The 13,697-nt window shown below is 58.6% G+C and carries 11 protein-coding genes; 8 read left to right on the top strand and 3 right to left on the bottom strand.

The genetic code is table 11. From position 1 onward, the window contains the following. Both glnL and glnA read right to left on the bottom strand, forming a co-directional pair. The coding region (gene glnL, locus HP546_RS15710) for a nitrogen regulation protein NR(II) (RefSeq protein WP_172227190.1) at positions 1 to 823 on the bottom strand (823 nt) is incomplete at its 3' end. A gap of 355 nt (positions 824 to 1,178) precedes the next feature. After that, positions 1,179 to 2,585, bottom strand: coding sequence for a type I glutamate--ammonia ligase (glnA, locus tag HP546_RS15705; RefSeq protein ID WP_172227188.1), 1,407 nt, complete (start codon positions 2,583 to 2,585; stop codon positions 1,179 to 1,181). A 470-nt stretch (positions 2,586 to 3,055) separates the two neighbouring features. On the opposite strand from glnA, the gene thiI reads away from it, so the two are divergent. The 5 genes from thiI (at position 3,056) to HP546_RS15680 (ending at position 8,682) form a co-directional block, all read left to right on the top strand. Continuing rightward, positions 3,056 to 4,510 carry a tRNA uracil 4-sulfurtransferase ThiI gene (thiI, locus tag HP546_RS15700; protein ID WP_172227186.1) on the top strand — a complete coding sequence of 485 codons (1,455 nt, stop codon included), beginning with the start codon at positions 3,056 to 3,058 and terminating at the stop codon, positions 4,508 to 4,510. Between the two features lie 128 nt (positions 4,511 to 4,638). After that, the gene (gene typA / locus HP546_RS15695) at positions 4,639 to 6,462 is read left to right on the top strand and encodes a translational GTPase TypA (RefSeq protein WP_172227184.1); all 1,824 of its coding nucleotides are present in this window, start codon (positions 4,639 to 4,641) and stop codon (positions 6,460 to 6,462) included. 203 nt (positions 6,463 to 6,665) lie between these two features. Further along, a complete protein-coding gene (locus HP546_RS15690) occupies positions 6,666 to 7,250 on the top strand; it encodes a 2OG-Fe(II) oxygenase (RefSeq protein WP_172227182.1) in 585 nt (194 codons plus the stop codon). Between the two features lie 6 nt (positions 7,251 to 7,256). Continuing rightward, complete coding sequence (locus HP546_RS15685; RefSeq protein ID WP_172227180.1) at positions 7,257 to 8,087, top strand: hypothetical protein; 831 nt, start codon at positions 7,257 to 7,259, stop codon at positions 8,085 to 8,087. Between the two features lie 94 nt (positions 8,088 to 8,181). After that, a complete protein-coding gene (locus tag HP546_RS15680) occupies positions 8,182 to 8,682 on the top strand; it encodes a hypothetical protein (RefSeq protein WP_172227178.1) in 501 nt (166 codons plus the stop codon). A gap of 195 nt (positions 8,683 to 8,877) precedes the next feature. Here HP546_RS15680 and HP546_RS15675 read toward each other — a convergent pair whose 3' ends face one another. Continuing rightward, the gene (locus HP546_RS15675; RefSeq protein WP_016712459.1) at positions 8,878 to 9,282 is read right to left on the bottom strand and encodes a YkgJ family cysteine cluster protein; all 405 of its coding nucleotides are present in this window, start codon (positions 9,280 to 9,282) and stop codon (positions 8,878 to 8,880) included. Positions 9,283 to 9,461: 179 nt separating this feature from the next. On the opposite strand from HP546_RS15675, the gene HP546_RS15670 reads away from it, so the two are divergent. From HP546_RS15670 to HP546_RS15660, 3 genes are all read left to right on the top strand, one after another. Further along, a complete protein-coding gene (locus tag HP546_RS15670) occupies positions 9,462 to 11,912 on the top strand; it encodes a glycogen/starch/alpha-glucan phosphorylase (protein WP_172227176.1) in 2,451 nt (816 codons plus the stop codon). Between the two features lie 303 nt (positions 11,913 to 12,215). Then, the gene (locus tag HP546_RS15665; RefSeq protein WP_012274595.1) at positions 12,216 to 13,226 is read left to right on the top strand and encodes a class 1 fructose-bisphosphatase; all 1,011 of its coding nucleotides are present in this window, start codon (positions 12,216 to 12,218) and stop codon (positions 13,224 to 13,226) included. Between the two features lie 3 nt (positions 13,227 to 13,229). Then, a partial coding sequence (locus HP546_RS15660; protein ID WP_172227174.1) for a DUF924 family protein occupies positions 13,230 to 13,697 on the top strand: 468 nt, incomplete at its 3' end.

The following is a 13,697-nucleotide window of genomic DNA, read 5'->3' as shown; positions in this document are numbered from 1 at the left end:
GCAGGGCGCGGCTGCGCAGAGTGATGCGGCCCAGGCGCAGCTCATTCTGCGAGCTGATGGCCTGCATGGCGTTGCGCACGATGTTGAGTACGGCCTGGATCATCTGCTCACTGTCGATCAGTACATCGGGCAGGCTCGGGTCATAATCGCGCACCAAAGTGATGCAGCCCTGGCTTTCGGCCTCGACCAGGCTGCAGACCCGTTCCAGCACCTCATGAATATTGGTCATTGCCAGCGATGGCAGCTTGTTCGAGCCGAGCATGCGGTCGACCAGGTTGCGCAGGCGGTCGGCCTCTTCGATGATCACATTGGTGTAGTCGCGCAGGCCGTCTTCGGGCAGCTCGCGCGCCAATAACTGTGCGGCGCCGCGAATGCCGCCGAGCGGGTTCTTGATCTCATGGGCCAGGCCGCGCACCAGCATCTTGGTGGTTTCCTGCTTGCTCAGCTGGGCCTCTTCCTTGGTGATGCGCAGCAACCGGTCACGTGGGTGCACCTCCAGCAGCAGCAGGGTCTGGCCCTGGTGCAGGATGGGCGTGACGGCGTAATCGACGGTAATGGTCTGCCCGGTCAGCGATGTCAGTTGCGCTTCGCGCTTGGTGAAGGGGTGCGCCTGCTCCACCGCCTGGCGCAGCGAGCTGAGCGCTTCGGTCGATTCAGTGAACAGTTCGCTGATGAACTGGCCATGGCTGCGTTGGCCGCTAACGGCCAGCAGCATTTCTGCGGCCGGGTTCATGTACTCCAGGCGCAGATCCGCATTGAGCAGCAGCGTGGCGGTGGTCAGGTTGTCCAGAAGCAGACGGTGCTGTGCATCGCTGATGGTCATATGGCGTCGGTGACCTCTTTTGGCGCTTGCCTGGCACTCCTTTGGCAAGGGCCGGGCGCAGGTTGGATCCGCTGGTGCGAATTCTTGTACAAGAAAATGCAAGAAACAAACCAAAGCTCCGAAAAGAAGCGGGATTTAACGAGAAAGGCCTGGATCTGCGCGATATCGGATCAAAAACTCTGGATGAAACGTTTCTTCTGAACCAGTTTGGCGAGCAAATGGGAGCACGGAGCAAAAATGTGCACCAAGATAGAGCATAGCGTGGCTGGTACAGGTTTTTGTGGGAGCAGAAACGAAAACGGCCTCCCGAGGGAGGCCGTCTGGATCATGTCATCGGCGCCAGGCGCCGATCAGATCAGCAGCTGTAGTACAGCTCGTATTCCAGCGGGTGCACGAAGGTACGGACCTTGATCTCTTCTTCGCTCTTCAGCTCGATGAAGGCATCGATGAAGTCGTCGGAGAACACGCCGCCTTTGGTCAGGAACGCACGGCCTTTGTCCAGCTCTTCCAGGGCTTCTTTCAGGCTGCCGCATACTTGCGGAATGTCCTTGGCCTCTTCCGGTGGCAGGTCGTACAGGTTCTTGTCGGCAGCATCGCCTGGGTGGATCTTGTTCTGGATGCCGTCCAGGCCAGCCATCAGCAGGGCCGCGAAGGCCAGGTACGGGTTGGCCGATGGGTCCGGGAAACGTGCTTCGATACGGCGGGCTTTCGGGCTGCCGACGTAAGGAATACGGATCGAGGCGGAACGGTTGCGAGCCGAGTAGGCCAGCATTACCGGGGCTTCGAAGCCTGGGACCAGACGCTTGTAGGAGTTGGTCGACGGGTTGGTAAAGCCGTTCAGGGCTTTGCCGTGCTTGATGATGCCGCCGATGAAGTACAGGGCGGTGTCGGACAGGCCGGCATAGCCTTCACCCGAGAAGGTGTTCTTGCCTTCTTTCCAGATCGACATGTGCACGTGCATGCCCGAGCCGTTGTCGCCGTACAGTGGCTTCGGCATGAAGGTGGCGGTACGGCCGTAGGCGTCGGCAACGTTGTGCACGACGTACTTCAGGGCCTGTACTTCGTCAGCCTTCTTCACCAGGGTGTTGAATTTGACGCCGATTTCGTTCTGGCCGGCAGTCGCCACTTCGTGGTGGTGAACTTCGACGATCTGGCCCATTTCTTCCAGTGCGTTGCACATGGCAGTACGGATTTCGTGGTCGTGGTCGAACGGCGGAACCGGGAAGTAGCCGCCTTTCACGCCTGGACGGTGGCCTTTGTTGCCGCCTTCCACGTCAGCACCGGTCATCCACGAGCCTTGCTCGGAGAAGATCTTGAACATCGAGCCGGAGATGTCGGAATGGAACTTCACTTCGTCGAAGATGAAGAACTCAGGCTCAGGGCCTGCGAACACGGTGTCACCGATACCGGTGCTCTTCAGGTACTCTTCGGCACGCTTGGCGATCGCACGTGGGTCGCGGTCGTAGCCCTGCATGCTCGATGGGTCGACGATGTCACAGGTGATGATCAGGGTCGGCTCTTCGGTGAACGGGTCCAGCACGGCAGTGTCGTCGACCGGCATCAGGATCATGTCGGAGGCTTCGATGCCTTTCCAGCCAGCGATGGAGGAGCCGTCGAACATCTTGCCGACTTCGAAGAAGTCTTCGTCCAGGGCGTCACGCGACGGCATGGTCACGTGGTGCTGAATGCCTTTGGTGTCCGTGAAACGCAGATCAATCCACTTGACGTCATGATCTTTGATGAGTTGAACCGACTTCGACATGTTGTCCTCCGGAGGGTCTAGAGCGCGGTGGGCCGCTGCCCTGGAAAAAGGGTGTTGCCAGGCGCGGATAGTCGGCCAAGCTTACCTGCCTCACAAGGGAGCAAATTGCATGCCAGTGCCCGAAAATGGCGAGGTAGGGATAAAAGGAGGCGTTTGCGGGCATTTGAAGGTTGGGTGAGCCTGAAAAATGCACCCTAAAGATGCGAATTCTGCAGGCTGCGCACCAATATTGTGCATTGGTTGTTTGATGTGTTTTTTTGAGGGCCTCATCGCCGGCAAGCCAGCTCCCACAGGTAGGGCGCCAGCTCTTGATACCTGTGGAGGGCCTGTAGGAGCTGGCTTGCCGGCGATGAGGCCGGTGCAGGTAATATAAATCCGACCTTCTGTACAAAAGTTGGTCAAATCCTGAGCAATTTCCGATATAATTCGCGCCCCTCATTTTCGGCAGGCCCTGCGCGCACTGTTAACCAATGAAACTTATCGTCAAAGTCTTCCCAGAAATCACCATCAAGAGCCGGCCGGTGCGCAAGCGCTTCATCCGCCAGCTCGCCAAGAACATCCGCAACGTGCTCAAGGATCTGGATCCCGAGCTCGCGGTCGATGGTGTCTGGGACAATCTCGAGGTGGTCACCCGCGTCGAAGACGAAAAGGTTCAGCGCGAGATCATCGAACGCCTCACCTGCACCCCGGGTATCACCCACTTCCTGCAGGTAGAAGAGTACCCGCTGGGTGACTTCGACGACATCGTCGCCAAGTGCAAGCAGCACTTCGGCCACCTGCTGGCCGGCAAGCACTTTGCCGTACGTTGCAAGCGCGGCGGCCACCATGACTTCACTTCGATGGACGTCGACCGTTACGTCGGCAGCCAGTTGCGCCAGCAGTGCGGCGCCGCCGGCATCGAGCTGAAGAACCCGGAAGTGCTGGTGCGCATCGAAATTCGCAACCAGCGCCTGTACGTGATTCACAATCAGCACAACGGCATTGGCGGCTATCCGCTGGGCGCCCTGGAGCAGACCCTGGTGCTGATGTCCGGTGGTTTCGACTCTACCGTGGCGGCCTACCAGATGATGCGCCGCGGCCTGATGACCCACTTCTGCTTCTTCAACCTCGGCGGCCGTGCCCACGAGCTGGGCGTGATGGAAGTGGCCCACTATCTGTGGAAGAAGTACGGCAGCAGCCAGCGCGTGCTGTTCATCAGCGTGCCGTTCGAAGAAGTGGTCGGCGAGATTCTCAACAAGGTCGATAACAGCTACATGGGCGTGACCCTCAAGCGCATGATGCTGCGCGGCGCTGCCCACATGGCCGACCGCCTGCAGATCGAGGCGCTGGTCACCGGCGAGGCGATTTCCCAGGTGTCCAGCCAGACGCTGCCGAACCTGTCGATCATCGACTCGGCCACCGACAAGCTGGTGCTACGCCCGCTGCTGGCCAGCCACAAGCAGGACATCATCGACCAGGCGACCGAAATCGGCACCGCCGACTTCGCCAAGCACATGCCGGAATACTGCGGCGTGATCTCGGTGAATCCGACCACCCATGCCAAGCGTCACCGTATGGAGCACGAAGAAAAGCAGTTCGACATGGCCGTGCTGGAGCGCGCCCTGGAACGCGCCAAGTTCATTTCCATCGACCACGTGATCGATGAACTGGGCAAGGACATCGAAATCGAGGAAGTGGCCGAGGCGTTGCCAGGCCAGATCGTCATCGATATTCGTCACCCCGATGCCCAGGAAGACGAGCCTCTGGTGCTGGAAGGTGTCGAAATCCAGGCCATGCCGTTCTATGCGATCAACAGCAAGTTCAAGCACCTGGACCCTACGCGCCAGTACTTGCTGTATTGCGACAAGGGTGTGATGAGCCGTTTGCACGCACACCACCTGCTCAGTGAGGGACATGCCAATGTGCGTGTTTATCGTCCGACATAAGATGCCAGGGCTGTATGGCGGCAGCATCCGCCATCGCCCTCCCGACCGCCGGGCCCGCTGAGCCTTATACCTTACATATTGGTCGCCTAGACTAGGCGGCAACCGAATCCTCTGATCGAGATACACTTGTGATCGAAAATCTGCGTAACATCGCCATCATCGCCCACGTTGACCATGGTAAAACCACCCTGGTCGACAAACTCCTGCGTCAGTCCGGCACCCTGGAGCGTAACGAGCTCAACGACGAGCGCGTCATGGACTCCAACGACCAGGAAAAAGAGCGCGGTATTACCATTCTGGCGAAGAACACCGCCATTAACTGGAACGGCTACCACATCAACATCGTCGACACCCCCGGCCACGCCGACTTCGGTGGCGAGGTTGAGCGTGTAATGTCGATGGTCGACTCCGTGCTGCTGCTGGTCGACGCCCAGGACGGCCCGATGCCGCAAACCCGCTTCGTGACCAAGAAGGCCTTCGAAGCCGGCCTGAAGCCGATCGTGGTAATCAACAAGGTTGACCGCCCGGGCGCGCGTCCTGACTGGGTTCTGGACCAGATCTTCGACCTGTTCGACAACCTCGGCGCCACCGACGAGCAGCTGGACTTCAAAGTGGTCTACGCCTCGGCCCTGAACGGCATTGCCGGTCTGGACCACGCCGAAATGGGCGAAGACATGACTGCCCTGTACCAGGCTGTCATCGACCACGTTCCAGCGCCAGCTGTTGACCGTGACGGCCCGTTCCAGATGCAGATCTCGGCACTGGACTACAACAGCTTCCTGGGTGTTATCGGCGTTGGCCGTATTGCCCGTGGTCGCATCAAGCCGAACACCCCGGTTGTTGCCATCGACGCCGACGGCAAGAAGCGTAACGGCCGTATCCTCAAGCTGATGGGTCACCACGGTCTGCACCGCGTCGACGTCGAAGAAGCCCAGGCTGGCGACATCGTCTGCATCAGCGGTTTCGACGAGCTGTTCATCTCCGACACCCTGTGCGACCCGACTGCCGTTGAGGCGATGAAGCCGCTGACCGTTGACGAGCCTACCGTTTCGATGACCTTCCAGGTCAACGACTCGCCGTTCTGCGGCAAGGAAGGCAAGTTCGTCACCAGCCGTAACATCAAGGACCGTCTGGACAAGGAGCTGCTGTACAACGTTGCCCTGCGCGTTGAAGAAACCGACTCCCCAGACAAGTTCAAGGTTTCGGGCCGTGGTGAGCTGCACCTGTCGGTTCTGATCGAAACCATGCGTCGCGAAGGCTTCGAGCTGGCCCTGGGCCGTCCTGAAGTGATCATCCGCGAAGTGGACGGCGTGAAGCAGGAACCGTTCGAAAACGTCACCATCGACATCCCTGAAGAAGCCCAGGGCAAGGTCATGGAAGAGATGGGTCTGCGTAAAGGCGACCTGACCAACATGGTCCCGGATGGCAAGGGCCGTGTACGCCTGGAATACAACATCCCGGCGCGTGGTCTGATCGGTTTCCGTAACCAGTTCCTGACCCTGACCAACGGTGCAGGCATCCTGACTTCGATCTTCGATCGCTACGACACCGTCAAGTCCGGCCACATGTCCGGCCGTCAGAACGGCGTACTGGTTTCGGTCGAAACCGGCAAGGCGCTGACCTACTCGCTGGAAACCCTGCAGGCGCGTGGCAAGCTGTTCGTCGAGCACGGTCAGGAAATCTACAACGGTCAGATCATCGGCCAGAACAGCCGTGACAACGACCTGGGCGTCAACCCTACCAAGGGTAAGAAGCTCGACAACATGCGTGCTTCGGGCAAAGACGAAGTCATCGCCCTGGTTCCGCCTGTTCGCTTCACCCTGGAACAGGCTCTGGAATACATCCAGGAAGACGAGCTGTGCGAAGTAACGCCGAAGTCCATCCGTCTTCGCAAGAAGATCCTGGACGAAAGCGAGCGTACCCGCGCTGCCAAGAAAGCCAAGAACAGCTAAGTTAGTTCTGGCTGAATGAAAACGCCCCCGGTCGAATGGCCGGGGGCGTTTTTTTTGGTATTACGATCACCTAAAGTTCCATTTCAGGTGTATCAGATTTCCGGAAAATACTACCCCGTGAGTGCGTGTTTCCATGTGCTCGGGTGTTTGATTGTTCTTTAGTCTCCTGTCTCTCTAATTTGTATGATAGTGGGAGGCTGAATATGTCTGAAGTGATTGTCGGTAAAGATATTTGCATTATTGATGACGGTTTTACCGATGACGAGCATACGCAAATTTTGCAGCTCCTTACTGATTCGGTGTGGCGATATGGCTGGCCTTATCCTTATTCGCCGCTTGAGCGCCCTTGCTGGCACAGTTTCATAGCAGGCTCTCGCAGAGACAAGATGGAAGATTGCGAGCAGGAACTGCGTGAGCGCTCGGACTGGGGTTTCTTGGCGGATATATGGGCGCGAATCAAAGCCGTTCATATGCCATCAGCAGTATTGCTGGGTGTCTACGCGAACGGACAAACCGCCAGTCAGGATGGACCTATACATCGGGATAATACCGCAGAGGCGCCGGGACGAACTGTCATGCTGTTCTGTAGTGAACATTGGGCCACTTGCTGGGGAGGCGAGTTAATGTTCTACGACGCTGGTAAGGAGACCATCATTATGTCGGTACAGCCCAAGCCAAGAAGGGTCGTCGTCTTCAATGGCGAGGTACCGCACGCCGCACGGGCGCCCGCAGCAAGCTGTAACCGTCTGCGTATGAGTATCGCCTTCAAGACGATGATAAAGGAGTGATAGCAGATGGCTAGAACAGTCGAAATAATCCTGGGCTATGTCGAAGCACCCGTCGCGGTGGGGGCGGGTTCGACCTCCATATTGGATCAGTACAATAGCGACAAGTCTGGTTATGCGTTGGTCAATCAGAGTGCCCAAACAGGTGCGGCGGTGGCAGGCGTCACGCAAATTGTAAAGCTGACGGCGGGATTTACACCTTTTCTGAACATAAAGACGAATACGCTGGCGGCAACTACAGTGCTTCTAAAGATTACAGCGGAGTACCAGACGAACCAGAAATTTGAAGAGGGTGATGTCTTAAGTCTGATTGGAAATATTGCTGGGATTGTCGGAGGGATTACCTTACTGGCGGGTGCCGGCCCAACTGCGCTGGTATTTACAGCTGTAGGTGTGGGTGCTAATGCGTGGGGGGTTTTTAACTCTGATGTGGCGAAGAAATTGTATCATTCTGCAATTATCCCTGTTTTGGAAAAATATTTTGTTGCAGATACAAAAGCAGTGTTTCCAGACTACTGGGTTGCACCGGACTTGACACTTGCTTCTCTTGATCAAATAATTGCGAGCTACTCAGGTGGCATTGCGGTGAGTCAGTGGAATCCTGACACTCATGACGTTTCGCTTGGCAGTAATTCAATTTACATGTATGGAGTAGACTCGGGAAGTGGTGGTGGATACATAGAGGGCGACAGTGGAGGGAGTCAGGTCATTCCGCTGCCTGTCTCCGGTTGGGGTATTGGCGTCGGCCCTATAGAGTTCCCAGAGTGGAATATTGATATTGGCCCTATACAAATTATCGAGCCTGGCGGTAGTAATTGGGGTGTTGACAGGTATCACTGAAGCGCAGCAGTGCTGCATTGTTTCGGCGAGGCATAAGGAGGGGTTTGTGTATTCAACGTCCGAGTTTGTCAAGATATACAGAGCCTCCACTCCGTTGAAGCAGATTCAATTACTTTTAATTATGATGTTTACGGTGCTGCCATTTGCAGCGCTGTATTGCAGTGACTTAAAAGTATACAAAGCTCCTGATTTCTCCAGATTGACGTTTGTTGAAGGGCGTGTATCGGGCTACCCGGATACTTGGGAGCATAATCGTTCGATCATGTATTTTGCAGTTGCATACACGCTGGATGGAGTACGGTATGGTAAACGGACCTACACGTATCCGGCGTTGTACAAGGAGTCAGGGCTGCGGATAAACAAGAAGGTATTCTTGACGGTGGAGCGCCTGGACGACGGTAGCCAAGTGCGTGAACTGGTCACCTTGGATGGCCGTGTCCTTTTCGATGATCGATTTCATCAGCAAGTCGTCGCTTGGAACAATCAATCGATAATGTTCAAGGTGGCATTAATAGGTCTGATGTCATTCGGGCTCGCTGTCGCAGCTTTGATCGTAGCTGTACGTCATCGGGGCAAGCTTTTTCAGGCTGGTTGAGCTCAGGATTGTTTCAAGCAGAAACACGACGCCCCCGGTCGATTGGCCGGGGGCATTTTTGTATACCAGCAGGATTTGTGCTGTCGGTGCTGGCCTCTTCGCGGGTGAACCCGCTCCCACAGGTATTGCATAGGCTCTGAACACTCCAGGGGGCTGTTCGGGTTCACCGGCGAAGCGGCCAGATCAGGCTGACGATCAGCGCCCAACCACCTTTGGCTTGTAGGCACAATACCCCGGCCGCGGCCCGACCTTGGGATGGTTGCGGCAGGTATCCGGGCGCTTGTCATAAATGGTGCACAGCCGGCTTTTACGATCCAGGTACATGCAGTCATCGTTGCTCATCCGGGTCAGGGTGAAGATGCCCGACTTCTGGTTGAAGCGTTCGATGATGCCTTCCTTCTGCAGGCGTTTTGCCACATTCTTCGGCGGCTCGTCTTTCTCGAACTCGTCGACCACACCAATGCGGATCAGATCCTTGATCTTCACCTCCACCGGCAGGGTGCAGCAGGTTGAATGGCAGCCGCCACACATGTGGCTGGCATAGCGCTGCCAAGTCTCAAGGCGGTCGACTTCGGCGGCGGCAATCAGGGTCGTTTTCATTTTAATAGAGGGCTGTCTTGGGGCGCGCGATCATACCGGAATTGTTCAATTTATGAACAACCTTTTGACCGAATGCGCAAAGGCGCATGAAAACCACGAACCCAGGCCTACGCTCCCTGTCGAAGCGACTAGGCTGAACAATCTCCCTCCGCTTTCGTCAACTTGCCCGAGGATGCCGCATGTCCCAGGAACCTAAAGCACGTGACGCAGAAGTCGCGGACTTTCGTGCTGCTGTACTGAACAAGCTGACCTACGCGGTCGGCAAGGACCCGGAGCACGCTTTCGACCATGACTGGTTCGAAGCCATTGCCCTGGCGGCGCGCGATCACATGGTCGAGCACTGGATGGACCACACCCGCCGGGCCTATCGGCGCAGCCAGAAGCGGGTCTACTACCTTTCTCTGGAATTTCTCATCGGCCGGCTGCTGTATGACAGCCTGAGCAACCTGGGCCTGCTGGACATCGCTCGCGATGCGCTGGAAGGCCTGGACGTGGACCTTGAGCGCATCCGTCTGCTTGAACCCGACGCGGCGCTGGGCAACGGCGGCCTCGGTCGTTTGGCAGCGTGCTTCATGGAGAGTATGTCGACCCTGGGCATCGCTGCCCACGGTTACGGTATTCGCTACGAACACGGCCTGTTCCGCCAGGCGGTTGTCGATGGCTGGCAACAGGAACAGACCGAGAACTGGCTGGACTTCGGCAACCCCTGGGAGTTCGAGCGTGCCGAAGTGATCTACCCGATCAGCTTCGGCGGCAGCGTCGAAACGCTCACCGACGCCCACGGGCAGCAGCGTCAGGTGTGGTCGCCGGGCGAGACGGTGCGGGCGGTGGCCTATGACACTCCAGTGGTCGGCTGGCGCGGGTCCAGCGTCAACACCCTGCGCCTGTGGCGGGCGCGGGCGCTGGAGGAGTTGCACCTGGAGCGCTTCAATGCCGGTGACCACTTGGGCGCCGTGGCCGAAGTGGCGCGGGCAGAAAGCATTTCGCGGGTGCTGTACCCGGCAGACAGCACCGAAGCCGGGCAGGAGTTGCGCCTGCGCCAGGAGTACTTTTTTGTCTCGGCATCGCTGCAAGACTTGCTGCGCCGGCACCTGAACATGCATGACAGCCTGCTCAACCTGCCCGATGCGGCAGCCATCCAGCTCAACGACACGCACCCGTCGATCGCCGTGGCCGAGTTGATGCGCCTGCTGGTCGACCAGCATGAAATCCCGTGGGACAAAGCCTGGGAGCTGACCGTCGGAACCTTGGCCTACACCAACCACACGCTGTTGCCTGAAGCCCTGGAAACCTGGCCGGTGGCACTGATGGAGCGCATGCTGCCGCGGCACATGCAGATCATCTACCTGATCAACGCCTACCATATCGACAGCCTGCGAGCCAAAGGCCTGCACGACTTCGATGTACTTCGGGCAGTGTCGCTGATCGAGGAAGACAATGGCCGTCGGGTACGCATGGGCAACCTGGCATTCCTCGGCTCGCACAGTGTCAACGGTGTGTCGGCGCTGCACAGCCAGTTGATGAAGAGCACGGTGTTCTCCGAGTTGCACAAGCTCTACCCGCAGCGTATCAACAACAAGACCAACGGCATCACTTTCCGCCGCTGGTTGTACCAGTCCAATCCACAGCTGACCGAGATGCTGGTCGAGGCACTGGGGCCAGAGCTGAAGGACGACCCAGAGGGTCGCCTGGCCAGCCTGGTGCCATTTGCCGACAAGGCCGGGTTCCGCAAGCAGTTCGCCGCCCAGCGGCTGCACAGCAAGCGAGCCCTGGCCGGCATCATCCAGGACCGCATCGGCGTCACGGTCAACCCCGAGGCGTTGTTCGACGTGCAGGTCAAGCGCATTCACGAGTACAAGCGCCAGCTGCTCAACCTGCTGCACACCGTGGCGCTGTACCAGGCCATGCGCAACGATCCGGGCACCAACTGGGTGCCTCGGGTGAAAATCTTCGCCGGCAAGGCCGCCGCCAGTTATCACCAGGCCAAGTTGATCATCAAGCTGACCAACGACATCGCCCGTGTAGTGAACAATGACCCGACCGTGCGTGGTCTGCTGAAAGTGGTGTTCCTGCCCAACTACAACGTCAGCCTGGCCGAAAGCATCATCCCGGCGGCAGACCTCTCCGAGCAGATTTCCACCGCCGGTTATGAAGCCTCCGGTACCAGCAACATGAAGTTCGGCCTCAACGGCGCGCTGACCATCGGTACCCTGGATGGCGCCAACGTGGAGATGTGCGAGCATGTCGGCGCCGATAACATGTTTATCTTCGGGCTCACTGCGCAGCAGGTCGAAGCGCGCCGACGCGCCGGGGATTTCGGTGCGAGCGCAGCCATTGCGGCGTCCAGCCGGCTGGGTGACGTGCTGCAGGCAATTCGTAGCGGCGTGTTCTCGCCAGACGACCCGTCGCGCTATACCGGGTTGATCGACGGGCTGGTGGCTTACGATCGCTTCCTGGTATGTGCCGACTTCGATGCCTACTGGGACGCCCAACGGCGGGTCGAGGAGCTGTGGCACACACCGCAGGAGTGGTGGCGCATGGCGGTGTTGAACACCGCGCGGATGGGCTGGTTCTCGTCGGACCGGACCATTCGCGAGTATGCCAGCGAGATCTGGAAAGCACTGGACTGATGCTGCAGGTTGCGCGTTCCTTGTAGGAGCGGCCTTGTGTCGCGAACGGGCCGCACAGCGGCCCCGGCAATGGTTGCAGAGCGGCTGAAGCCCGGGGGCCCCTGTGCGGCCCTTTCGCGACACAAGGCCGCTCCTACAGGGGTTGCACAGGCCGGGAGCAATCAGACCACCGGCCTGGCGCACGCTGAACTACCGACCTATTGTGCCGTCAGAGAGCCGTGGCGAGTCTCATCACTCGCTAGCCTGCAACTCTCCCTGTAAACTGCGGGGGTTTTTCATCCCCCAATCCGTTCGGAGCCATACATGTCCCGCGTTACCCTGAGTCGCTATCTGATTGAGCAGACCCGCAGCAACAATACCCCTGCCGATCTGCGCTTCCTGATCGAAGTGGTGGCGCGTGCGTGCAAGGAAATCAGCCATCACGTGTCCAAAGGCGCCCTCGGCGGTGTGCTGGGCAGCATGGGCACTGAAAACGTGCAGGGCGAAGTCCAGAAGAAACTGGACGTGATCTCCAACGATATCCTGCTGGAAGCCAACGAGTGGGGCGGCCACCTGGCCGGCATGGCCTCCGAAGAAATGGACAACGCCTACCAGATCCCGGGCAAGTACCCGAAAGGCGCCTACCTGCTGGTATTCGACCCGCTGGACGGTTCGTCGAACATCGACGTCAACGTCTCGGTCGGCACCATCTTCTCTGTCCTGCGTTGCCCTAACCAGTACCTGAGCCAGAACGAAAGCCTCAACGAAGAAGCCTTCCTGCAGCCAGGCACCGAGCAGGTCGCCGCCGGTTACGCCATCTACGGCCCGCAGACCATGCTGATCCTGACCCTGGGCAACGGCGTCAAGGGCTTCACCCTGGACCGCGAACTGGGCAGCTTCGTCCTGACCCACGAGAACATCCAGGTACCGGCAACCACCGCCGAGTTCGCCATCAACATGTCCAACCAGCGTCACTGGGAAGCCCCGGTACAACGCTACGTGGGCGAACTGCTGGCTGGCGAGACCGGCCCGCTGAAAAAGAACTACAACATGCGCTGGATCGCTTCGATGGTGGCCGATGTGCACCGCATCCTCACCCGTGGCGGCCTGTTCATGTACCCACGTGACGCCCGCGAGCCGAGCAAGCCGGGCAAACTGCGCCTTATGTACGAAGCCAACCCGATGTCGTTCATCATCGAGCAGGCCGGCGGCGCTTCCACCAACGGTTACGATCGCATCCTCGACATCAAGCCAGAAAGCCTGCACCAGCGTGTGTCGGTGATTCTCGGCTCGAAGGAAGAGGTCGAGCGCGTCACTGCGTATCACAAGGAGTAAACCATGCTCGCACCTTGGCAGCCGTTGCTGGAGTGGTGGTTCGGTTGGGGCACCAGTGCCCAGGCTGTGGCTGACGAGAAGAGCACGCTGTGGTTCGGCAAGCATCATGATGCCGAAGCCCAGGCAGTGTTTGGCGAGCTGGTCGAGCACGCCCTGGCGGGCGGCCTCGACGAGTGGCAACAGAGCCCGCAGGGCTGGCTTGGCCTGCTGATCCTGCTGGACCAGCTGCCGCGCATGATCTACCGCGACACGCCGCGCGCCTTCGAGGGCGACCGGCGTGCCCAGGTGGTGGCCATGCAGGGCCTGCAGAAGGGCTGGGACTATCAGCTGCTGCCGATTCAGCGTGTGTTCGTGCTGCTGGTGCTGGAGCACGCCGAGGTGCTCGACTGGCAGAACCTGTGTGTCGAGCGCTACCAGCTACTGCTGGATGAACAGCCCGAGGCCAACCGCCGGTTGTTCGAAGGCTTCCTC

It is taken from the genome of Pseudomonas sp. CM25 (genome assembly GCF_013179705.1).
Lineage (GTDB): Bacteria > Pseudomonadota > Gammaproteobacteria > Pseudomonadales > Pseudomonadaceae > Aquipseudomonas.
This window is presented reverse-complemented; position numbering and strand designations above follow the sequence as displayed.

Coding starts and splice junctions, on each gene's coding strand:
- HP546_RS15690 (WP_172227182.1), top strand. CDS start 6,666: ATGTCTGAAGTGATTGTCGGTAAAGATATTTGCATTATTGATGACGGT.
- thiI (WP_172227186.1), top strand. CDS start 3,056: ATGAAACTTATCGTCAAAGTCTTCCCAGAAATCACCATCAAGAGCCGG.
- HP546_RS15685 (WP_172227180.1), top strand. CDS start 7,257: ATGGCTAGAACAGTCGAAATAATCCTGGGCTATGTCGAAGCACCCGTC.
- HP546_RS15675 (WP_016712459.1), bottom strand. CDS start 9,282: ATGAAAACGACCCTGATTGCCGCCGCCGAAGTCGACCGCCTTGAGACT.
- glnA (WP_172227188.1), bottom strand. CDS start 2,585: ATGTCGAAGTCGGTTCAACTCATCAAAGATCATGACGTCAAGTGGATT.
- HP546_RS15665 (WP_012274595.1), top strand. CDS start 12,216: ATGTCCCGCGTTACCCTGAGTCGCTATCTGATTGAGCAGACCCGCAGC.
- HP546_RS15670 (WP_172227176.1), top strand. CDS start 9,462: ATGTCCCAGGAACCTAAAGCACGTGACGCAGAAGTCGCGGACTTTCGT.